Annotated in this window: 22 protein-coding genes; 12 read left to right on the top strand and 10 right to left on the bottom strand. The window is 60.7% G+C overall.

Translation table 11 applies throughout. The features are described from left to right. Positions 1–7 precede the first annotated feature (7 nt). Both HJB91_RS25200 and HJB91_RS25195 read left to right on the top strand, forming a co-directional pair. Positions 8–1,798, top strand: a complete 1,791-nt coding sequence (locus tag HJB91_RS25200) for a bifunctional diguanylate cyclase/phosphodiesterase (protein ID WP_210630066.1) — start codon at positions 8–10, stop codon at positions 1,796–1,798. 288 nt (positions 1,799–2,086) lie between these two features. Beyond that, entirely contained in the window at positions 2,087–2,935 is an 849-nt protein-coding gene (locus HJB91_RS25195) for a GNAT family N-acetyltransferase (RefSeq protein ID WP_221144655.1), read from the top strand. Here HJB91_RS25195 and HJB91_RS25190 read toward each other — a convergent pair whose 3' ends face one another. Beyond that, positions 2,936–3,853, bottom strand: coding sequence for a DMT family transporter (locus HJB91_RS25190; protein WP_221144657.1), 918 nt, complete (start codon positions 3,851–3,853; stop codon positions 2,936–2,938). It lies immediately after the preceding gene. 192 nt (positions 3,854–4,045) lie between these two features. On the opposite strand from HJB91_RS25190, the gene HJB91_RS25185 reads away from it, so the two are divergent. Then, a complete protein-coding gene (locus HJB91_RS25185; RefSeq protein ID WP_210630071.1) occupies positions 4,046–5,344 on the top strand; it encodes an adenylosuccinate synthase in 1,299 nt (432 codons plus the stop codon). Positions 5,345–5,404: 60 nt separating this feature from the next. Then, a complete protein-coding gene (locus HJB91_RS25180; protein WP_221144659.1) occupies positions 5,405–7,879 on the top strand; it encodes a hypothetical protein in 2,475 nt (824 codons plus the stop codon). Between the two features lie 331 nt (positions 7,880–8,210). On the opposite strand, the gene rpoH is transcribed toward HJB91_RS25180, so the two are convergent. Together rpoH and HJB91_RS25170 are read right to left on the bottom strand one after the other, a co-directional pair. Continuing rightward, on the bottom strand, positions 8,211–9,119 hold the full coding sequence (gene rpoH / locus HJB91_RS25175) for an RNA polymerase sigma factor RpoH (protein WP_020922112.1): 909 nt from the start codon (positions 9,117–9,119) through the stop codon (positions 8,211–8,213). A gap of 189 nt (positions 9,120–9,308) precedes the next feature. Continuing rightward, on the bottom strand, positions 9,309–10,334 hold the full coding sequence (locus HJB91_RS25170; RefSeq protein ID WP_221156058.1) for an RluA family pseudouridine synthase: 1,026 nt from the start codon (positions 10,332–10,334) through the stop codon (positions 9,309–9,311). A 41-nt stretch (positions 10,335–10,375) separates the two neighbouring features. Between HJB91_RS25170 and HJB91_RS25165 the strand changes: the two genes are divergently transcribed. Then, the gene (locus tag HJB91_RS25165) at positions 10,376–10,759 is read left to right on the top strand and encodes a hypothetical protein (RefSeq protein WP_064804557.1); all 384 of its coding nucleotides are present in this window, start codon (positions 10,376–10,378) and stop codon (positions 10,757–10,759) included. A gap of 6 nt (positions 10,760–10,765) precedes the next feature. After that, positions 10,766–11,584: an RNA methyltransferase gene (locus HJB91_RS25160; protein WP_210630076.1), complete on the top strand. Its 819-nt coding sequence runs from the start codon at positions 10,766–10,768 to the stop codon at positions 11,582–11,584. Between the two features lie 31 nt (positions 11,585–11,615). On the opposite strand, the gene HJB91_RS25155 is transcribed toward HJB91_RS25160, so the two are convergent. Continuing rightward, a complete protein-coding gene (locus HJB91_RS25155) occupies positions 11,616–12,776 on the bottom strand; it encodes a hypothetical protein (RefSeq protein ID WP_221156057.1) in 1,161 nt (386 codons plus the stop codon). A 116-nt stretch (positions 12,777–12,892) separates the two neighbouring features. Further along, positions 12,893–13,480: a DUF1134 domain-containing protein gene (locus HJB91_RS25150; RefSeq protein ID WP_221156056.1), complete on the bottom strand. Its 588-nt coding sequence runs from the start codon at positions 13,478–13,480 to the stop codon at positions 12,893–12,895. Positions 13,481–13,674: 194 nt separating this feature from the next. On the opposite strand from HJB91_RS25150, the gene chpT reads away from it, so the two are divergent. Further along, positions 13,675–14,322: a histidine phosphotransferase ChpT gene (chpT, locus tag HJB91_RS25145; RefSeq protein WP_210630081.1), complete on the top strand. Its 648-nt coding sequence runs from the start codon at positions 13,675–13,677 to the stop codon at positions 14,320–14,322. Between the two features lie 120 nt (positions 14,323–14,442). Beyond that, positions 14,443–14,805 (top strand): response regulator, encoded by a 363-nt coding sequence (locus HJB91_RS25140; RefSeq protein WP_210630083.1) that lies wholly within the window; start codon positions 14,443–14,445, stop codon positions 14,803–14,805. 217 nt (positions 14,806–15,022) lie between these two features. Here HJB91_RS25140 and ctrA read toward each other — a convergent pair whose 3' ends face one another. Further along, positions 15,023–15,724: a response regulator transcription factor CtrA gene (ctrA, locus tag HJB91_RS25135; protein ID WP_007533606.1), complete on the bottom strand. Its 702-nt coding sequence runs from the start codon at positions 15,722–15,724 to the stop codon at positions 15,023–15,025. 437 nt (positions 15,725–16,161) lie between these two features. On the opposite strand from ctrA, the gene HJB91_RS25130 reads away from it, so the two are divergent. Further along, positions 16,162–16,515 carry a flagellar export protein FliJ gene (locus tag HJB91_RS25130; RefSeq protein ID WP_210630084.1) on the top strand — a complete coding sequence of 118 codons (354 nt, stop codon included), beginning with the start codon at positions 16,162–16,164 and terminating at the stop codon, positions 16,513–16,515. Positions 16,516–16,670: 155 nt separating this feature from the next. Here HJB91_RS25130 and HJB91_RS25125 read toward each other — a convergent pair whose 3' ends face one another. Continuing rightward, positions 16,671–16,949, bottom strand: a complete 279-nt coding sequence (locus HJB91_RS25125; protein WP_221144671.1) for a GNAT family N-acetyltransferase — start codon at positions 16,947–16,949, stop codon at positions 16,671–16,673. Positions 16,950–17,085: 136 nt separating this feature from the next. Between HJB91_RS25125 and HJB91_RS25120 the strand changes: the two genes are divergently transcribed. Next, positions 17,086–17,553: a paraquat-inducible protein A gene (locus tag HJB91_RS25120; RefSeq protein WP_210630088.1), complete on the top strand. Its 468-nt coding sequence runs from the start codon at positions 17,086–17,088 to the stop codon at positions 17,551–17,553. Positions 17,554–17,573: 20 nt separating this feature from the next. Here the strand turns inward: HJB91_RS25120 and HJB91_RS25115 are convergent, their stop codons facing one another. Continuing rightward, positions 17,574–17,849, bottom strand: a complete 276-nt coding sequence (locus HJB91_RS25115) for a DUF1153 domain-containing protein (protein WP_007533628.1) — start codon at positions 17,847–17,849, stop codon at positions 17,574–17,576. A 106-nt stretch (positions 17,850–17,955) separates the two neighbouring features. Between HJB91_RS25115 and HJB91_RS25110 the strand changes: the two genes are divergently transcribed. Continuing rightward, positions 17,956–18,186 (top strand): hypothetical protein, encoded by a 231-nt coding sequence (locus HJB91_RS25110; protein WP_221156055.1) that lies wholly within the window; start codon positions 17,956–17,958, stop codon positions 18,184–18,186. A 425-nt stretch (positions 18,187–18,611) separates the two neighbouring features. Here the strand turns inward: HJB91_RS25110 and HJB91_RS25105 are convergent, their stop codons facing one another. Further along, entirely contained in the window at positions 18,612–19,337 is a 726-nt protein-coding gene (locus HJB91_RS25105; protein WP_210630091.1) for a sugar transferase, read from the bottom strand. A 647-nt stretch (positions 19,338–19,984) separates the two neighbouring features. Next, positions 19,985–20,782 (bottom strand): 3'(2'),5'-bisphosphate nucleotidase CysQ, encoded by a 798-nt coding sequence (cysQ, locus tag HJB91_RS25100; protein WP_221144674.1) that lies wholly within the window; start codon positions 20,780–20,782, stop codon positions 19,985–19,987. A gap of 535 nt (positions 20,783–21,317) precedes the next feature. Between cysQ and HJB91_RS25095 the strand changes: the two genes are divergently transcribed. Next, positions 21,318–22,220 (top strand): branched-chain amino acid ABC transporter permease, encoded by a 903-nt coding sequence (locus HJB91_RS25095; RefSeq protein WP_064811172.1) that lies wholly within the window; start codon positions 21,318–21,320, stop codon positions 22,218–22,220. Positions 22,221–22,223: the final 3 nt, after the last annotated feature.

Raw genomic sequence — 22,223 nt, 5'->3', positions numbered from 1 at the left:
GACCGCGTTGTCAGAAAACAAAGCCACACGATCCGAACAAGAGTTCCAGGATCTTCTGCGCCGGCTCGAACTCGCCCTCGATGCATCCCGGATCGGAGTCTGGGAGTACAGCATCGCCAAGGGCGGGATCTTGTGGGATGCGCAGATGCACCGGCTCTACGAAACCGGCGAGACATGCCGACATGTGCCGGCATGGTTCTGGTCGAATGCGATCCACCCTGATGACCGCGAGCGGGCCGAACGCGATTTCGAACAGGCGATCACGGCGCGAGGCGCATACGACTCGCAATTCCGGATCGTGCTGCCGAGCGGCGAGATCCGCCACCTTCGCTCGCGGGCGCATTTCTATGTGGATGCGGAGGGGGCGCCCTCCTTCATCGGCGCCGAATGGGATGTGACGGCCGACGTGCAGCTCAACGCGGAACTCGAGCGACAGAAGATGGTGGCCGAGGCGAGAGCGCTGGCGCTTGAGGAAAGCAATGCGCGCATCGAGCATGTTGCCGATCATGATTACCTTACCGGTCTGCCGAACCGCCGCCTGCTCGACAAACGGCTCGCAGAGCTGCCGGCGGACCGGAGCGTCACGACGCTTGGCGTCCTGCATCTCGATCTCGACCAGTTCAAGCAGATCAACGACAGCCACGGCCATGCGGCCGGCGATGCGGTGCTGCGGGCCGCGGCCCTTCGCATCACCGCTGCCATTCCCGCGAACGGTATGGTTGCCCGCGTTGGCGGCGACGAGTTCGTTATCGTGCTCGTCAATTTCGCCGATCTCGCGGAATTGAGATTGATCACAGAGGATGTTCAGCGGCGGCTGCGGAAGAAGATCCGTTTCGGTCAAGAGATGCTGCAATCCGGTGCATCGATCGGCGTTTCATGGAGCGGCGATCGGCGGGCACGCAACCTCCTGGCCGAATCCGACCTGGCGCTCTATCAAGCCAAGAAGCTTGGGCGCAACCGCATCGAATTCTTTACGAGGCAACTGCAGGAAGATCTGCGATCGAAACGCCGCCTGGCTGAAGAGCTCAAGCTCGGTCTGGATCGCGGCGAGATTGTTCCCTATTATCAGGTGCAGCTCGACGCCCAAACGCGCGAGGTGATCGGCTTCGAGGCGCTGGCCCGCTGGAAACATCCCGAGAAGGGCGTGCTTGCGCCGGGGGTGTTCCTCAAGGTCGCCGACGAGCACGGGCTTGCGGCCGAGATCGACGCCGCGATTTTGAAGAGCGTTCTCGAAGACCGGTTGTCCTGGCAGTTGCGGGGCGTTGCGGTTCCGCGCATCGCCGTCAACATTTCGGCGTCGCGCCTTGCCGATCCGGCGCTGCTCGGCAAATTGAAGAAGCTCGATATTCCGCCGGGCGCAGTCGTGTTCGAGCTGGTCGAGACGATTTTCCTGGACGACAGCGACGAAAAGCTGCTCGATCATATCGATGACATCAAACAGCTGGGCATCGACATCGAAATCGACGATTTCGGATCGGGCCATGCCTCGCTCATCGGTCTCGTCAAGCTGCGGCCGAAGCGGCTGAAGATCGACCGGCAACTCGTTGCTGAGGTCGTCAGCTCGGACGAGCAGCGGCGCGTCGTAGGATCAATCGTCGAGATCGCCAAGGCGCTCGATGTCGAGGTGATCGCCGAGGGCATAGAGACCGAGGCACACGCCGCGGTGCTGGCGCAGTTGGGTTGCGACGGTCTGCAGGGTTATGCGTTCGGCTATCCCGCGCCGGCAGCCCAGACAGACCGGCTGTTCCCTTCGCTCGCGGGCGGAGTGGAAAAGCAAAGGGCAGCGATAGGTGGCTGATTTCCGCTGAAATGCTTCTTGGTCTTCGGGGTTGAGTAAGCGAGAGGTTTCGGCGCGACATTTATTCGCGCCGGCAGGACGATTATTGGGCGCCAAGTAATTTTCTTGAGCTTGCAACGGCATTGTTTCATGGTAATGCGGAAACGAAGCTTACTGAAAACGACTATAGGCGTGGTCAAGACCATCGGCGCTGCTTCTCCATCATTCGCAGGTGCGGTGGCGGTGACCTGACAATTGCTTTGCCGTTGGCGGGATGGACTTGCGGGACATTCAATCTGGGAAGGGCGCATGAATTCGGAATTTGCCGTTCGTTCGATGCGGCCCGGCGAATTGGAACTCGTGCTCGAATGGGCGCGTCAGGAGGGGTGGAACCCGGGTCTCGACGATTCGTTTGCATTCCTCGAAGCCGATCCGTCGGGATTTTTCGTCGGCTCCGTCGGTGAAGTCCCCGTCGGCTCGCTCTCAGTCGTCAAATATGGCGACAGCTTCGCCTTTCTCGGCCTCTACATCGTTCACCCGGATTTCCGCGGCAAGGGCTATGGCAAGGCGATTTGGGAAGCGGGGATCGCCACGGCGGAAGGTCGGACGATCGGTCTCGACGCCGTTGCCGCGCAGCAGGGGAATTATCGCAAGGCTGGCTTTGAGCCCGCCTATTCCACCATTCGTTACGGCGGCGTTGCCTCCTCTTTGCCGGGCTCGACGCTTGTCGCGCAGCCGGCGCTGGATTCACGCCTGGAAGGGCTGCAGCGTTATGATGCGGCGATCTTTCCGCAGCCGCGGGATGCCTTCCTCGCCACGTGGTGCAGCAGCCGTAAGGGGCGGCGTACGGCTGTGGTCCGCAAAAGCCACAAGATCCGCGGCTACGGCACGATCCGCCGCTGCTATGAAGGCTACAAGATCGGCCCGCTTTTCGCCAACGATGCAGACAGCGCCGCGGCGCTGCTTGTCGAATTAATCCCCGAAGCAAAGGGCGCTCAGATCTTCATCGACATCCCCGTCGAAAACCGCGAGGCTATCGCGCTTGCCGAAAGCATAGGCCTCCAGCCGGTGTTCGAGACCATGCGGATGTATCGGGGACCAGCGCCAGCCATCCCGTTGAAGCATGTCTTCGGAGTGACGACGCTGGAGCTTGGTTAGCTAGTCCACGGGCGAGGCGGGCACGGTGGGAGCGGACGCTTTCGGTCGGCCCTTTTCGGCGATCGCGATGCCGCCGAGCGTCAGCATCAGCGCTATCATATGGAAGGACTGAAGCCGTTCTCCAATCAGAACGACTGAGAGCAGTGTTCCGAACACCGGCACGAGATTGATGAAGAGACCGGCGCGGTTGGCGCCGATAGCCTCGACACCCTTGATATATAGGATCTGCGCCAGCAATGAGGGGAAGATCGCCGTATAGAAGGTGATGCTCCAACCGGCCTGGTCCGGCCACTGCGCAACGCCGCGGGCGATCTCCCAAAGAAGCAGCGGCAGCGAGGTCAGCATGGCGGCGAGGGCGGGGAAGGCCATCAGCGTGCGCCAATCCACCGCCGGTTTCCAGCGCAGGAAGATGGTGTAGAGCGCATAGGCGGCAATCGCGATCAGCATCAGCCCGTCGCCCCGGTTGAGCTGCAATTGCAGCAGCGTGGCGAGGTCGCCATGGGAAGCCGTCAGCGCCACGCCCAGCAGCGTCATGCCGAAGCCGAAACATTGCGCCAGCGAGATACCAGTGCGGAAAAAGAAGAAATTCAACAGGAAGATCAGCATCGGAATGCCGGCTTGCTCGATGGCGACGTTGATCGCCGTCGTATATTTTACCGCCGAGTAGAGCATGGCGTTGAAGAGTGTATAGCCGATGGCGCCGTAGCAAAGGAGCAGTGGCAGGTTTTTCCTCGCCACGGGCCAATCCTTCTTCAGTTGCGGCACGGATATCAAGGCGATGAGCGCGACGGCGAGGAACCAACGCAGAAAGGTCAGCATCATCGGGCTGATATGACCGACCGCAAGTTTGCCGGCGACGGAGTTGCCGCCCCAGCAGAGGGTGGCGATGACGAGGCAGATATAGGCTGTGGCTTGCAAGAGCGTGCTTCCTCGTCACTTTGCTAGAGATAATCGGCTTTTTCCCAGGGGAAATAGACTGCCGGCTGCTGATTTGTCACGTAAAAAGCCCAATCGGCTGTGACAACAGGGTCGCTTTCCCAAAAACAAAGCTTTATAGATGCGCGGGTTTGAGCAGGTGCGCGGTTCTCCGCCGGTAACAGGAAGAGTTGGATGACGAACGTAGTCGTGGTCGGTTCGCAATGGGGTGACGAAGGCAAAGGCAAAATTGTCGATTGGCTTTCGGAACGTGCGGATATTGTCGTGCGCTATCAGGGCGGCCACAATGCCGGCCATACGCTCGTCATCGACGGCACGAGCTATAAGCTCTCGCTGTTGCCTTCCGGCGTCGTGCGTCCCGGCAAGATGGCTGTGATCGGCAACGGCGTCGTCGTCGATCCGCATGCCCTGATCGCCGAGATCGGCCGGCTGGAGGCGCAGGGCGTGAAGGTGACGCCTGATAATCTGCGGATCGCCGACAATGCGACGCTCATCCTGTCGCTGCACCGCGAGCTCGACGCGATGCGCGAGGATGCGGCGTCCAACAGCGGCACGAAGATCGGCACGACGCGCCGCGGCATCGGCCCGGCCTATGAGGACAAGGTCGGCCGCCGCGCCATCCGGGTCATGGATCTTGCCGATCTCGACAGCCTTTCCGGCAAGGTCGACCGCATCCTGACGCATCACAATGCGCTTCGCCGCGGCCTCGGCGTCGCCGAGGTCAGCCACCAGGCGATCATGGACGAACTGACCTCGATCGCCGATCGGGTGCTGCCGTTCCGCGACACGGTCTGGCTGTTGCTTGATAAGGAGCGTCGCAAGGGCGCCCGCATCCTGTTCGAAGGCGCGCAGGGCAGTTTGCTCGACATCGATCACGGCACCTATCCTTTCGTAACCTCCTCCAACACCGTGGCCGGCCAGGCGGCGGCCGGTTCCGGCATGGGACCTGGCTCACTCGGCTATATCCTCGGCATCACCAAGGCCTATACGACACGCGTCGGCGAAGGTCCGTTCCCGACGGAGCTAACCGACGAAATCGGCCAGTTCCTGGGTGAGAAGGGGCATGAGTTCGGTACCGTGACGGGGCGCAAGCGTCGCTGCGGCTGGTTCGACGCAGCATTGGTGCGCCAGTCGGTCGCCACCAACGGCATCACCGGCATCGCGCTCACCAAGCTCGACGTGCTCGACGGTCTCGAGGAATTGAAGATCTGCGTCGGTTATATGCTCGACGGCGAACAGATTGATCATCTTCCCGCAAGCCAGGGAGCGCAAGCTCGGGTCGAACCGATCTATGTCACGCTGGAGGGATGGAAAGAATCGACCGTCGGCGCCCGCAGTTGGGCGGATCTTCCGGCGCAGGCGATCAAGTATGTTCGCCAGGTCGAAGAACTGATCGGAGCGCCGGTCGCGCTCCTTTCCACCAGTCCGGAACGGGACGACACGATACTTGTGACCGATCCGTTTGAGGATTAAGGTCACGGCCCACTGTGGAGGACAGTTCGGCAGAAGGCCGGACTTCTTGAGAAAGTAAGAATGGCGGATTTTATTGCAGTTATTCGGCGGGCCGTCGATGGCCTGGCTGAAAATACCCCCGAGATGCGGGTGAAAGTCTACGAGCGTGCTCGCGGCGCAGTGCAGCGGCAGCTCGAGAATATGAAGCCGCGTCCGCCGGAAGCCATGCTGCAACGCCAGCTCGAAAAGCTCGAGGCCGCCATCCGCGAAGTGGAGGCTGAACACTCCGAAGCGCTGCCCCTCGATGAGGCGGCTGGCGCCGGCGCCGCGCCGGAAATCTTGGAAGAACAAGCGGTTCCTGACGAAAGCACGTCGCCGCCTGCGCCCCAGACGGCTGTCGACGAGCCGGCCGGTGAAGCCGATGCGGGATCGCCGACAACCGACGCAGCCCACGAGCCGGATCACCTGGAAGCCGACGCACGGCAGGAAACTGAGGAAGAGGTCGCGGCTGAGGAGCCCCTTTCCGCGGAACCTGAGCCCGAACAAGCACCTGTTTCCGCTGAGACAGCTGCACCCGTCGAGGCCTATTGGCATCCCTCGCATGAGGAGGAGGCGCCGGCCGAGGAATGGCATGCCGGCGAGGCGCGTGACGTCGCCGCCGAAGAAATGCAGCCGGAACATCACGGCTTCGAAACGCCATCTGCCGATCATTCCTACGAGGAAGCCGACGAGCATCGTGCCGATGAGCAGCATCCCCAGGAGATCGCGGCCGAACCGGCGATGGCGGAAAGCCATGAGCCGAAGGCCGAGGCAGCTTACGAGCCCATCGAGTCGTTTCAGCCGATCACACGCGGCATGGAGCATGCATCCAACCGGCTCGTGGAGCCGGTCGCCGATTTCGATCGGGCGGAATTCGTCGAACATAGCCGCGAGGAGCCGCTGAAGGCGGATGCTGCGGGACATTTCGATCCTGTCTGGGCCGAGCCTGCCGTCGAGACGCCGGCTCCGGCGCCCAAGGATGCTGAGACCGAATGGGCCGAAGAGGAGCTCCGGCAATATTCGGAAACGGCGCCGGTCACCGGCGACGCTTCGGCGCGTGCCTTCGAAGACGTGATATCGAGTCTCGAGAAAATGGCGCCCGCCGCTGTCATGCCGGCCGCCAAGGAAGCTTTCTCCTGGGAGAAGGCTGCCTTTGACGACCTGCCGCCGATCGAGGCAGGCACCGACAAGAAGACGCCCGTTTCATCGCATTTCGACGACGTTGATATCTTCGCGGAGGTGCACGACGGCAAGCCTACACCCCCCGCCGGCGCGCCGAGCGAGGAGTGGCGCGAAGCGAAGGCCCTGCGTGGCTATGACCGCCGCGGTCCGATCGCCGCCGACGATGACGACGCCAATCCGGCGATGGATATCGATCAGATCGTCGCCTCGAAGCTGCAGGGCAAGAATTTCCGCATGGAACCGAAGCGCCGCCGCTTCGGCATCGGCACGATAATCACTCTCCTCTTCGCGCTTATCCTGATCGGTGGCGGCGCCTATGCCGGCTGGATGAACAGAGAAGCGCTGGTGGCGATGGTCGATGGGCTTGTCAGCTCGGCGCCATCGCAGGCTACGAGAAACGAGGCGGCAATGACGCCGGCGGGGTCCGAGACGTCGACTCAGGCCACGCCGACTCCAGCCCAGCCAGTTGCGCCGGAAGCGCAGAATCCGCCGCCGGCCGCGGCACAGCCGAACCAGCAAGTGGCGTCATTGAACAATGACGGCGCGGCGGCCAATTCCAAATTTACGCAACGACTGCTTTCCGACGGAACTGAAGTCGATAGCGGTCCGGCGACGGTGCCGGGAACGCCGACTGCCGAAGGAAAATCGGTGGCCGAACAGAATGTTGCGGCAGCGGATACGCCGCCCGCCAGCGCGCAAGGCGATGCGGCCCCGCCCGAAACGCTGACGCCGAACGGTCCCACGGCATCGCCGCAGCAGGCTGCGCCGGTCGGTTCGTCGGAAAAAATGTTCCTCTATGAGGAGCGTATCGGCCAGAGCTCGCCGACGGCCATCGAGGGAACGGTCGTCTGGAGCGTCCAGCACGAGGCCGGCCAGGACGGCCGGCAGGAGGCGACGGTGCAGGGCAACGTCAGCGTTCCCGAGCGCAACCTCTCCGCTCTCGTTACCTTCAAGCGCAACTCCGATCCGTCCCTGCCGGCAAGTCATCTCGTCGAGATCGTCTTCTCGGTGCCGCCGAATTTCGAAGGCGGCAGCATCGAGAGCGTCCAGCGCATTTCGATGAAGCGCACGGAACAGGATCGCGGCGACGCGCTGATCGCGGTTCCGGCCAAGATCACCGATGATTTCCACATGATTGCGCTCAACGACTATCCCGATGCGCGCAAGGCCAATCTCGATCTGTTGTCGACCCGCAACTGGATCGATATTCCGATCACCTACCGCAACGGCCGCCGTGCGCTGCTGACAATGGAGAAGGGGGGCACGGGAACGAACGCCTTCAATACAGCCATCAAGGAGTGGACTGCACTCGGGGATGTCTCCACGAGCCAGTGAGTGGGTTCTCGATGCCTTGTGCCACCGGCCTCCTCATTCGCCGGCTGGCTCCCGCTGGCGTCGAGCCACAGGTCTCGACCCGTCCTTCGGACCCCCGCTGGGGAGAAGAGAATCGTGGCAAGCTCCTGTCTTTCATAAAGCATTCTTTTTGGAAATGAGGGCGAGCAGCTTGCTCCTCCTCTTCTCCCCAGCAGACGGTGGCCCGAAGGGTCGGATGAGGGCGGCTGCACGGCACCCCTTTGACGTCCTTCCCGCAGGCGTCGCCCGCTACAAAACAAAAACGCCACCTCCCGTCTAGGAGGTGGCGTTTGCAATTCTCGAGCTCAGCCGATCAGGCCGTGGCTTCGACGACGCGAATGGCCTTGGCGCGTTCCAGGGCTTCCTTGCGAACAGCATCCTGCACCTTTTCAAAGGCGCGGACTTCGATCTGACGGACGCGTTCGCGGCTGATGTCGAACTCGGCCGAGAGATCTTCCAGCGTCACCGGATCCTCGGCAAGGCGGCGGGCCTCGAAGATGCGGCGCTCGCGTTCGTTCAGAACACTCATTGCTTTGGCCAGCATGCGCCGGCGGGTTTCGAGCTCATCCTGTTCGATCAGCACGTCTTCCTGGCTCTCATGGTCGTCCACAAGCCAATCCTGCCATTGACCGCTGTCGCCTTCGGCCGCCTTGATCGGCGCGTTCAGCGAGGCGTCGCCGGAGAGACGGCGGTTCATCGAGATGACCTCCTCCTCCGAGACGTTCAGCTTGGTGGCGATTTCCGAGACGTGCTCCGGCTTCAGGTCGCCGTCGTCGATCGCCTGGATGCGGCCCTTCAGCCGGCGCAGATTGAAGAACAGGCGCTTCTGGTTTGCGGTCGTGCCCATTTTCACCAGCGACCACGACCGTAGGATATATTCCTGGATCGAGGCCTTGATCCACCACATGGCGTAGGTGGCGAGGCGGAAGCCGCGTTCGGGATCGAATTTCTTGACGGCCTGCATCAGACCGACATTGCCTTCAGAGACGACTTCGCCGATCGGCAGGCCGTAGCCGCGATAACCCATCGCGATCTTCGCGACGAGGCGGAGATGGCTGGTGACGAGTTTATGGGCAGCGTCGCGGTCGCCATGCTCGGCATAACGCTTGGCCAACATATATTCCTGCTGCGGCTCCAGCATCGGGAATTTGCGGATTTCGTCGAGATAACGGTTGAGACCGGCTTCGCCGGCGGTAATGGACGGCAAGGTATTTCGGGCCATAGTGCACCCTCCTAAAGTGAATTCCGGCTCCCGATGGAAACGCGCCCCCGCGTTAAAAGGCGAACCGGGACGTGCGGCTTTTGTTCCAAGCCCGCACTAAGTCCATATACAGATAAGTATGGCGAAACGGCGGTTCAAGGTGCCGCTCACGCAGGTGTGAGGCGGCGAGAGCGGTGTCCCGAAGCCGCTTTATCGTCGCAATGCCTCGACCAGTTTCACCATATCGTCCGGCAGCGGTATTTCGAAATGCTTGAGTTCGCCGGTGCGGGGATGCTCGAATTGCAGCATGAAGGCATGCAGTGCCTGACGGCCGAAACCATTGACAACCTTGCGGATCTCTTCGGGCAGCAGATTGGCCTTGGTCCTGAAGCCGGCGCCGTAAACGATGTCGCCAACGAGCGGATGACCGATATGGGCCATGTGCACGCGAATCTGATGGGTGCGGCCGGTTTCCAAGTGGCACTCGACCAGCGACGCGAGCGCGGTCGCGTCAGGGTTCTCCTGGAAGCGCTCGATCACTTCGTAGTGGGTGATCGCCGCGTCGGCATCCTGGCTGTCGGTGCGCTTGACGGCCCGGCGGGTGCGGTCGCCGGTGGCGCGGCCGAGAGGCGCATCGATTGTTCCCGACAGAGTGCGGGGACGGCCCCAGACGACTGCCCGGTAAGCCCGCTCCAGCGGCATGGTGCGGCCGTGGTCGGCAAATTGAAGCGAGAGGTGGCGATGGGCGACGTCGTTCTTGGCGACGACCATGACGCCTGTCGTGTCCTTGTCGAGACGATGGACAATGCCAGGACGGCGCACGCCGCCGATGCCGGAGAGCGTATCGCCGCAATGATGGATCAGCGCGTTGACCAGAGTTCCTGTCCAGTTACCGGAGCCTGGATGGACGACCAGACCTGCCGGTTTCGATATGACGATAAGGTCATCGTCCTCATAAAGGATGTCGAGCGGGATATCTTCGCCCTTTGGGGTCGGGTCTTCAGGTTCGGGCAGGGTGATTTCGAAGCTGTCGCCGACGCGCACCTTGCGCTGCGGATCGGTAACCTGCTCGCCTCGCAAAGAAACCAGCCCCTCCTTGATCAGCGCCTTGATGCGGCTGCGGGAAAAATCCTTACCGACCTGCGCGGTCAGCCATGCGTCGAGCCGGCCTTCGGCGGTTTCATCGGCGGTCAGGACTTTTCTAACGCCGGCTGCTTGTTTAAAGGGGTCGCTCAAGACGCTTCTTCTCCGACGTATTTTTAGAACGGAACGCAAAGATGACAGCAATCGAGCCAGACGACCAGGAAGAGAAGCCCCTTGATCCGGCGATGGAAAGTGTCCGGCGCAAGATGGTCCGCCTGCAGATTGTATCCGGCGCCATCATGTTCGTCAGCCTTATGGCGGTCTTCGGCGCTGTTGTCTACAAGACGATGCGCGAGCCCAAGGAGACCGCGTCCACTGCCGCAGCTTCCGGTGTGCCTTCGGATGCACCGCTTGCTGCGACCCTTTCCCTGCCGCTCGGGTTCAAGGTGCAGTCAACCTCGTTTTCGGCGGGACAGATCCTGTTCTATGGAGAAACGGTTGAAGGCACGAGGAAGGCGCTGGTATTCGATCTGAGGACCGGCCGCACCGTCGCCGACGTCACCGTCGCCGGGAATTGAGGCGAGATGGCCCCGATCGTCATCGACAGCGCCGACGACCCACGCATTGCCGAGTTTCGCGATATAAGAGAGCGTGACCTGACGGGCCGGGAAAACCGCTTTATCGCCGAAGGCACTGTCGTGCTGCGCATGCTCGCCGAGGCGCATGCGGCACGTCGCGGCTTCTCGGCCGAGAAAATCCTGCTGCTGCGCAATCGCGTCGACGGTCTGCAATCCATCCTCGAACGGTTTCCGGCTAGCGTGCCGGTTTATGTCGCCGAGGCTGAAGTGCTCGATGGTGTCGTCGGCTTTCATCTGCATCGCGGCGTTCTCGCCCTCGGCAAGCGAGAGGACCGCGGCGAGGCAGCACTTCTCGACGCATTGCCGGAACGGGCGCTGGTGCTGGTCGGCTGCGGCATTTCCAACCACGACAATGCCGGCTCGATGTTTCGCAATGCCGCCGCCTTCCGGGCGGATGCCGTGCTGCTCGACGAAACCTGCTGCGATCCGCTCTATCGCAAGGCATTGCGCGTGTCGGTCGGCTCGGTGTTGAGCGTTCCGCACCGGCGCGGCGGCAAGGCGCTGGACCTGCTTCTGGCGCTTGCCCAACGTGGGTTTGCGATCTGGACGCTGTCGCCGCATGGGAAGACCGACATCCGCGCCATTCCGGCCGGGGCACGCATGGCGCTCGTCATCGGCACGGAGGGGGAGGGCTTGCCGGAGGCACTGCTGGCGCACTTTCAGAGCGCCCGTATCCCGCAATCGGAGGAGCTCGACAGTCTCAACGCGGCGACTGCGACGGGGATCGCATTGTTTTCCATGGCCTCCGCCATGGGGCGGATCTGACGTTTGGAACGACGCGCGTCGGATCGATGGGCTAACGCACCGGATTGGCGATGACGGCCGCCGCCCTGTCGGCAAGGCTGAGGCGATCGTTCGGGTTCTTGTTGCCGGCATCCGGCAGCAGCGCGTGGATCGCTGAGGAAGGGCCCTCGTTGAGTGCGGTCAGCGCGACCATATTGGCGGCGATCGAGGCGATCTCCTCGCGGATCGCGCCATCGCGTCCGGTGACGGACTTTGCCTTCAGCAGGCGCTCGGCAAGGGCGGCGCTGCGCTTGCGGACATCCTCGCCCATCTCAGCCGTCACAGCGGCCGTGTCGAGCACGGATGCGGTCGTGTCTTCAGCCGTCAGTTCCGCCGGTAGTTCCGCCGCTATCTTGGCCAGGCCGGCATCGCGCAGCACCCGGTTGATCTTGCGGATCTCGGCATTGGCGGCTTTCAACTGCTCCTTCAACTTGGCGATCTCCTGCTGACGGCGGGCGAGCTGCGTTTCCTTCTCGGCGGCGGAAGCGCTTTCGCGTGCAGCCTTGTCCTCCAGGCGGATCACCATATGCTGCTGCTGCGTCAGTTTCTGTTCGGCATCCCTAGCCCGCTTCTGGAGCAGGTTGACGTCCTGGCGCAATGTGTCGCGTTCGTCGCGCAGCGCGTTGGCGCGGAATTTCAGGCTTTCCGCTTCGGTCTCACGCGCGGCGAGATCGATTCTCAGCCCGTCGGCCTGTTCGATGAGTTTGCTCAGCCGCGTTCGCATTGCCGCCAGTTCGCTCTCCTTGTCGGCGGCGGATTGTTCGGCAATATGCAGATTGGTTTTCAACTGGCTGATGTAGTTCTCATCCTTGCGCAGGTGCGAGCGCTGCTCGGCCGCCTCGACATGCATCTCGCCGATCTGGGCCTGCAATTCGCCGATCTCGGCGGCGAGCCTGCCGGCATCGACGGCGAGCGCATCGTGGCGCAGCTGGAGCGACAGGGATTTCTCGCGCTCACGCAGAAGGTCCTGGGTGGTGCGGGCATTCTCGGCGGCATGAAGCGCGCGCACCATATCCTTCTGGGCGCGAACCTCCTGCGGGCTCAGCGGCATCGTCGCCTTGAGACGGTTTTCGGTATACCAGACAATGCGGCGGTGAACGGCCGGCGAGACCAGAAAGACGAGGAAGGCCGCGGTCAGGAAGCCCAATCCGAACAAGAGAGCGTATTCGATCACGGCGCGGCCATCGATTCGACAGTTAATACGGGGTCAGCCGCGATGATTAAGCAGGCATGGCACGCATGGCAAGGCCGCCGATGCCGGCGGCAGCCGATTCCTGCCGCTTTACCACCTCAGAAGGGGTTCCAGGTCGGCGCCTGGGTGATCTTGAGATAACCGACATTGACCCCGAGGCGGGCGCCGACGCCAGTGCGGATCGGCACAACCAGCACGTCATTGTTTTTCAGCACCGTCATGCCGAAGCCGGCGATCACATAGGCCGAGCCACTGACGCCGCCGAAGCGGGCATAGATGCCGTCGATGGAGGGCAGGTCGTAGACCAGCATCATGACGCGCGAACCCTGGCCGCCGTAATCGATGCCGAGAGACGGGCCCTGCCAGTAGAGCGGATGCTCGCCGGCGTTCTTGGTGTTGAGTTGGCCTTCGCCGTAGGTGAGACCGGCGATGAAGGCGCCGCCGCCTTCCTGCCCAAGAATATAACCGTTCGGCAGGCCGTATTTCTGGAAGGCGCTCTCGACCACCTTGGCAAGGCCGCCGCTGGCGGAGCCGAAGAAGGAGTGGCCGGCATCGATGATTTCCTGCATCGTATACTGACCGTTGTTCTGGGCCGCGGCCGGCCCGGCAATTATCAGCGAGGAGAAGACGAGGGCCGAAAGCAACCTGCAGAAGCCAATGAATCGGTGCGGAAATCGAGGGCGCATGATGTCATCCGTTCGTCGTTTGGCTGGAGCGGGCACCCGCTCGCGTCGATTGCTGCATTTTGCGCCGATGATCTTAACAATCGGTTTACCAAATATGGTGTCATTATGGCACTGAATACGATCGCAAACTTCGCGCAATTTTGATGAAGCATATTTGCGGGCGCGATGAGATTGCCGCCCTTCAGGAGACGATGATGTCCAAGAACCCGAACCTCACCCTGTCCGGCCCGGATCTGGCCGCGCTTCTCTGCAGCCGCGTTTGCCACGATGTCATCTCACCCGTCGGCGCGATCAACAACGGCCTGGAGCTTCTGGATGAAGGCGGCGCTGATTCCGATGCAATGGATCTGATCCGCACCAGTGCGCTCAACGCTTCCGTCCGCCTGAAATTCGCGCGCCTCGCCTTCGGCGCATCGGGTTCAGTCGGCGCCTCGATCGATACCGGCGAGGCCGAGCGGGCCGCCAAGGATTTTGCCCTCGCCGAGAAGAAGACCGAGGTGATCTGGAACGGACCGCGTGCCATCGTGGCCAAGAACCGCGTCAAGCTGTTGCTCAACCTCTTCCTCGTCGCCTATTCGGCGATTCCGCGCGGCGGCGTGCTCGAGGTCACGCTCGAAAATCCTGAATTCGAGGCCAAGTTCACCCTCTCGGTGAAAGGCAAGCTGATGCGTCTGCCGCCGAAATTCGTCGAGATATCGACGGGGACGATCGAGGAAGCGATCGACGCCCATTCGATCCAGCCGTACTACGCCGTGCTTCTGGCCGAGGAGTGCGGAATGACGCTCGACCACAGCGCAAGTCCGGACGAACTGGTGTTCACGGCGACGGTTGCTGCGGTCTGATTTTTCGGCGTGCAGCAGCATGCTCTCGCCCGTCCGGTAACGATTCCTTAGCCTGATGGACCTATTCTCTTAGGTTGTGGAAGACCCCTCGTTGCGACGAATGCGGGGAAAGGAGTAGTCATGCAAAGGTTCATGATCACCGATAATTCGGACATTGTCCGTAAGGTCGGCAAGCGCATTCTCTCCGAACTCGACTTTCTCGTCAGCGAGGCCTCCGATGCCGCCGAGGCGCTGCAGCGCTGCCAGGCAGAGTTGCCGGAATACCTCATCGTCGATTCCGGCATGGAAGGTGCGCTCGACCTCATCGCGGCGATCCGCGCCATGGACGGCGGCAAAGAGGTCAAGATCTATTACTGCGTCATCGAGGCGGATCTGAAGAAGCTGATGGCGGGTAAACGAGCCGGCGCCACCGATTTCCTGCTGAAGCCGTTCGATCGTAAGATCCTAACCGCCGTTTTCGGAAACCGCGCGATTGCTGCCTGACATCAGCTTTCTTCCCGGCCGCATCGGCCGTCCCTGAGCATAGTGCCGCAAGCGCCGCCGGGCTCCGGCTGACGCTGCGCTTTTCCTTGACCGGAATGTTAACCTGTTCGGCCAGATCAGGCGGAATCCCTCTAACGGGGCGGCAGCGCCGGCGGTGCAAACGAAAAATCCCGCCGAAAGGGCGGGATTTCGTCATCCGATAAGGGGGATCGGAAGATCAAGCGGTTTCCGCATATTCGGTGCCATCCGGCTCGCGAAGAACGTAACCACGGCCCCAGACGGTTTCGATGTAATTGGCGCCGCCGGCGGCGTTGGCGAGCTTCTTGCGCAGCTTGCAGATGAAGACGTCGATGATCTTCAGCTCCGGTTCGTCCATGCCGCCGTAAAGGTGGTTCAGGAACATTTCCTTGGTGAGAGTGGTGCCCTTGCGGAGCGAAAGCAGCTCCAGCATCTGATATTCCTTGCCCGTCAGATGGACGCGCTGGCCGCCGACTTCGACGGTCTTGGCGTCGAGATTGACGATCAACTCGCCGGTCATGATGACCGACTGGGCGTGACCCTTGGAGCGGCGAACGATAGCGTGGATGCGGGCGACGAGCTCGTCCTTGTGGAAGGGCTTGGTCATGTAGTCGTCGGCGCCGAAGCCGAGGCCGCGAACCTTGTCCTCGATGCCTGCCATGCCCGACAGAATGAGGATCGGTGTCTTGACCTTGGACAGCCGGAGAGTGCGGAGCACTTCATATCCGGACATGTCGGGCAGGTTCAGATCGAGAAGGATGATGTCGTAATCATACAGCTTGCCCAGATCGACGCCTTCTTCACCGAGATCGGTGGTGTAAACATTAAAACTCTCTGATTTGAGCATCAATTCGATGCTCTGCGCCGTAGCGCTGTCGTCCTCGATGAGAAGTACCCGCATAATTATCCCCTTTACCGCCGCCGAAAGGTGGTCTGGCCCCCTACACGCTACCCGAACAAGCTACGTGATTTGGAAGCTGCCACGAAATGGTTAACAAATTCTAATTCACTCTGGCAAGGAGTATCGAATTTATTAAATAATTTTTCCATTTCTCTGTTTTCCAATAGGAATCTCAAAAAGGCGTTCCTCAACGTTAACATTAGGAAACAGCGCTAACTGATTCATCCGACTCGCCAATGAAAAGGTTCGAACTTCGTGCCGTGGCATTTACCGACCCTTAAATCATCGGGCCTATCATTAACGATGCCCGTAAACGAAAGGTTACCAGCGGTAGGTTTTTGTTAATATCGCAGGAAATTTTTTAGCAAACCGTGTCAAAGCGGCGCGCAGGGCGGTTTCAAGTTGAGCCGGGGTCTCGCATCACGGGAGTAATGCGTATGAAGTCGCGAGAAAGTCTCGTTCGCCTGAAAGAGTTTCAGGTGAACGAAAAACGACGTCAATTGCAGCAATTGCAGATGATGATGTCCGAATTCGAACGGATGACGAAGGATCTGGAGAGCCAGATCGTCGTCGAGGAAAAGAAGTCCGGTATATCCGACCCGAATCACTTTGCTTATCCGACCTTCGCCAAGGCCGCGCGTCAGCGGGCCGACAACCTGCAGGTTTCGATCAAGGAACTGAAGATGCAGGAAGAGGCGCTGGAACTGGCGCTTGAGGAAATGCAGGCGGAATATGCAAGGGCGACGGCGCTGGAAGAACGTGACAGCGGCGTCCGCGCCGCCAGGGCCTGAGAGAAAATGCGGGCGCCGGCGTCGGCGCCTGACGATCGCCTGAGAGAGGCCATGTATGATGGGCGCGCTGTCCGTCATACATGGCTTTTGGTGTTTCCCGCCTTTTGCGTCCGCACGCCGCCGCTCCCCGCGGCGACCGCTTCAGGCGTCGCGAATCAATTCACGACATCCTGCCATTCCGGATGACGTTGCGCCTGCCCCTTGAAGAACGGGCAGAGCGGGATGATCTTCCAACCGCCAGCGCGGGCCGCTTCCACCGCGTGCAGAGCCAATGCCTGGCCGACACCCTTGCCGCGCAGGGCATCGGGAACCGCCGTGTGATCGATGATGACGAGCTTCGGCGAGGTTCGCGAATAGGTCATCTCCGCCTCGTGCCCCTCGACGTCCACGGCATAACGGCCACCGGATACGTCTTCCTCATTTCGGATATCCATCGTCTTTCCTCGTGCACAGATATTAATCGCAGCCGACGGTGACACGGCGGCGCGGTCGTGCCAAGGCGGTAGAACAGTTCCTCAGGGAGACGCAGTGTTCATGAAAAATGTCGGATCGACGCGAGGCTCTGGGGCAATGAGCGCGCTTTCGATCATCCGCCCCGCTCTTCTCGTGGCCGCGCCGTTCCTCCTGGCGCTCGGCCTGATCTTACCGCTGGTCCGTTTCGAGACGCTGTATTTCTTCGATCAGACCCCTTCGCTCATCGAAATCGTCGTCTCGCTCTGGCAAGGCGGCGATGGGCTGCTGGCGGCGGTCGTCGCGCTGGTCTCGATCGTGCTTCCGTTTCTGAAGATGATCGGGATTGCGGCGGAAGCGACGGCTGCCGGCAGCGGGGCCGGGAGGCAGTTCTATCGGCGCGTCGTGCCGCATCTGTCCAAGTGGTCAATGATGGACGTGCTGCTGGTCGCGATCGTCATTGCTGCGGCGAAGACAACGGGGTTGGCGGATGCCTTCACGCAGCCCGGCCTCTGGTGCTACGCCGCCTCGTCAATAATTTCGGGCCTTCTTCATTCCCTGATGGGAGATGCGTCCGGCCCGAAATAAATGTCGACGATGGCGCGCGATCAGTGGCGATATTGCTGGATGCGCGTGGTGCGCAGGCCGGCGAGGCCATGGCTGTTGATCGACGACTGCCAGGAAAGGAACTCTTCGACCGTGAGTGTGTAACGCTCGCAGGCCTCTTCCAAGCTCAACAGGCCACCGCGAACAGCCGCGACAACCTCTGCCTTGCGGCGGATCACCCAGCGCCGCGTATTGGGCGGCGGAAGGTCCGCGATGGTCAGGGGGCTGCCATCGGGGCCGATGACATATTTCACTCGGGGACGTATCATTTCGGTCATTGGACTCTCTACACAACGCAAGACCACGAGCGCCACTCTAGCCTGCCACATTTAAAAATTGCCTAAGCCCAACGTAAGACTTTGATAACAAATTTAGATGCCCGGAGTGGCCGGTGAACGAGCGAAGCAAAATCCCGCCGGCTCTCACGAGCACGTCGATCTCTTCTACGGCATCGGACCGGTGACGCCGATGAAGCGGACGGTTCCGCCGATCTTCCGTGAGGAGGGATCGATTGCGGGAAGTGCGGCCGATCAGGAAAATTGCCGCCGCTGCGCGCTCTTCCAGGTGCCCGGCCTGAAAAACGGCTGCGCCTTCGCATTGCCAGCATTGACCTGAAACAATACATTTTCGCTACTCGGGCAGCCATGCATTCTATGGCAGTGCGCTTTAGCTGCGGGAGCTTCTGGAGCAGCTCTCAGGCAACAGCAATCCTGAAGATGGCTCGCCGGCAACGTCTAGCCGGCCCCAGATCGGAGAGCTGCGCTGTCGGCGAATCGCAAGAGCAGCGATGAGATCGCGATCATTCTCGATCTCTCGTCGCACGCTGTCGACGGTTATCTGAAGAGCGCGATGTAAAAGCCAGACAGGGTCAACCGCACGCAGGCGGTCGCCAGAACGGCACCGGCCGCCCTGAGGCAGCCGGTCCTTTCTCACAAAAAGGCGAGAGCAATTCCAGGCAAAGCGTAAAGTGCTTTTGCCGGGAATTGCACAATACAAAAGGTTAGAGCGGTTCTGCGCTTCCGTGGAAAGCTGAACCGCTGTTAAAAGCCTTTTCCGCCGGTCACTTCTGACACAACGGTCCCGACGATGATGCGCATGTCCATCAAGATCGAGAAATTCCCGACATAATAAAGATCACAAGCGATGCGGGCGCGCGCCTTGGCGGGACGATCGGTCGGACCGCGCAGGCCACGCATCTGGGCAAGACCGGTCATGCCGGGGCGCATGGCGTGGCGCTGATGATATTCCGGCACGAGCTCTTCATAGAGCATGCCGCCGGCGCGCATGCCGATTGCATGGCAGCGAGGACCGACGACCGACATATCGCCCAACAGCACGTTCAACAGCTGTGGCAACTCGTCGATATTCGTGCGGCGCAGAATGGCGCCGATGCGGGTGATACGGGGGTCGTTCTTCACCGTCTGGGCGACGCCCGAGACATCGCAGAGATCGGTACGCATGGAACGGAACTTGTAGACCTTGATGGCCTTGCAGTTCTTACCCCAGCGGGTCTGCTTGAACAGCACCGGTCCCGGGCTGTCGAGCTTGATCAGCAGGGCGACGAGGAGAAGGAAAGGGGCGAGGACGAGGAGGGCGCTCAACGACGAAACTATGTCGAACGCCCGCTTCAGGGCGAGATCCACCCACGGCGCCTGGGAGGCATCGCTATGGATGACAGGGGTTTGAATCTTCAGGCTCGGCTGCTGGCGGCGGCTCGGCCGGAAGGAATCAGTCGAAATGGTGTTGTTTAATTCCGTGATGCTCAAGGATCGTACTCTGTTGTCTTCGAGGGGCGCGGCGGCAATAGGCGATCAATGGTTTGCCCTGTGACCAGGGCTGCACTCAGGTGTTGGTAACCCTACTAAAACGGAAAAATGCGACAATTGTGTAATGGTGTCCAGAGAAATATCGCATCGCAACAAATCTTTCGCACTTGCGTTAAGTTGAGGCAACCTCATGATATTTCGTTAATAATTGGAATTTCGTCAAGGTTTCTAGGCTCTTGGCGAGGGCTTCCACAGGTCTGTCCTCGTGTTGTTTCGACACGCGACCGACGGTTGGCCGACGGCATTTTTAACGAATTCCGACGTGAATTTTTTTGCCGGATATGTTCGGCCGTTCTCAATCTGTGTCAAAATATGACAAAATCAAGGCCGAATCGGCAGGGGTTCGAACCGGTGAAGATGGACGTTAAGCCCACCGGGAATCACGCGCGCCGCATCGGCCAAATCACTTTCCGATTTCTACGAGTGTCTGCGGTGCGGCTCGAACGCGGCAGGACGATATTTGAACGATTAAGAGCAGGGGCCGCAGTGGTCGCCACGCGCCAAGGCGTTCGTGGAGCGGGCGGCAGGCGCAGAACATATCATGAGCGGGACCGCGTATCATGGCATTTGCGAATGCCCGCGGACGGTCACGCCGGTTCGAGGACGCGTTTCCTGCCGCCCCAGGAAATGAAGTTCGGGTTGGCGAAGTCGAAATCGGCCGCTGTCCCCGTCTTGCCATAGGTCAGCAGCGCTCCGTCGAGCGTCACCGTCGATCCCCCGGCAGCGCGCAGCACCGCATCGCCGGCCGCGGTGTCCCACTCCATCGTGCGGGTGAAGCGTGGATAGACGTCGGCCTTGCCTTCCGCCAGCAGGCAGAATTTCAGCGAGGAGCCGATATTGGTGCATTTGGAGATCGCGTGATCGGCGAGGAAGGTTCCCGTCTCCGGGCTGTTGTGACGAAGGCTTGCAAGTGCAAGCCGGTCGTCCGGCTGCTCGCGCACGGCAATTGCGGTGCGCGCCCCGATGGTGAAGTCCTCGGTGACATCAAGCCTTTCGGCACGGCCGCGCTCTCCTAAGAAGGCGAGCCCGAGCGCCGGCGCGTAGACGATCCCGGCGACCGGGGCGCCGTTCTCGATATAAGCGATGTTGACGGTGAATTCCTGCCGTCCGTCGACGAATTCACGGGTGCCGTCGAGCGGGTCGACCAGGAAGAAGCCGCGGCCGCTGATGTCGGGCACGCTTCCAGCGGCAACCGACTCTTCCGCCACGACGGGTATATCGGGATAATCCCTGGACAGATGGGCGAGGATGATGCGTTCGGCCTCCTCGTCGGCAACCGTAACCGGGCTCGCGTCCGCCTTCATGGTGATGGGAAAGCCTTCGCGCAAGATCGCGATGATGGCCTTACCGGCTTCGAGCGCCGCCTTTTCAAATGTCGTCAGCATTGTCCTTTTGCCGTTCGCCGCGCCGCGAGCGCCCGCTGTCGCTCGTCGTCAACCATCCCTGTCGCACCAGATATCGATATGGTGGTTCTCGCCGCGCCCCGCACCCCCGATAACGCAGATTGAAGATGCTACCATAAGTTCCCGCAGCTGTCAGGCGAGGATGGCGGCATTTACCTGTGAAATACCATTCGCAAAAACTGCAGGCTCAAGGGTTGAATTTGCGCTTTCTTCCAGCCTTATGGAATAGCTTACGCGGGAAGCGGCGCAGGAAATCGACGGCGCGCTTGCCGGATGGTTAAGCCGGCAGCAGGTTTTGGCTAAAAATGGGTCGGTCTTTGCCGATTTTCTGTGGATTCTGGTTCAAAATGCGCCATTTAGGCCTGTTCGAATAAGAATCTGCTGGCGTAAATCCTTTTTGTCTTCACATTTTCACCGAAACCGCTATGCATGCGGCCTATGAGGTTCCTTGAACGAGGAGCCGAATAACCAAAAAGAGATGCAGCATCTTCGGCTCGCATCCAGGGGAAAACGACATATGGAGTATTTCGTCCAGCAGCTCTTCAATGGGCTGACGCTCGGATCCATCTATGGCCTCGTGGCTATCGGCTATACGATGGTTTATGGCATTATCGGCATGATCAATTTCGCCCATGGCGACATCTTCATGCTCGGTGGTTTCGCCGCTCTTATCGTCTTTCTCGTCCTCACATCCATCTTCGCAGGTCTCCCGGTGGCAATTTTGCTGCTGGCGATGCTTGTCGTCGCGATGCTGATGACGAGTCTGTGGAATTGGACGATCGAGCGTGTCGCCTACCGTCCGCTGCGCGGATCCTTCCGCCTTGCACCGTTGATCACCGCGATCGGCATGTCGATTGTGCTGTCCAACTTCATCCAGGTGACGCAGGGGCCGCGCAACAAGCCGATCCCGCCGATGGTGAGCTCGGTTTACCAGTTCGGCAACATCTCGGTGTCGCTGAAGCAGATCATCATCATCCTGATCACGGCGGTGCTGCTGACCGTCTTCTGGTATATCGTCAATCACACGGCCCTCGGCCGCGCCCAGCGCGCCACCGAGCAGGATCGCAAGATGGCGGCGCTGCTCGGCGTCAATGTCGACCAGACGATCTCGATCACTTTCGTCATGGGGGCGGCGCTGGCTGCCGTCGCCGGGACGATGTATCTGATGTATTATGGCGTCGCTTCGTTCGCCGATGGTTTCACGCCGGGTGTGAAGGCATTTACCGCAGCCGTTCTCGGCGGCATCGGCTCGTTGCCGGGCGCCGTTCTTGGTGGGCTGATGATTGGCCTGATCGAATCGCTGTGGTCAGCCTATTTCACCATCGCGTATAAGGATGTGGCGACCTTCGCCATCCTCGCTTTCGTGCTGATCTTCAAACCGACGGGCATCCTCGGACGGCCGGAAGTCGAGAAGGTATAACGT

This window comes from Rhizobium sp. NLR10b, assembly GCF_019685435.1.
Classification (GTDB): Bacteria; Pseudomonadota; Alphaproteobacteria; order Rhizobiales; family Rhizobiaceae; genus Rhizobium.
Note: the sequence above shows the minus strand (reverse complement) of the source record. Positions and strands in the feature narration are given on the sequence as shown.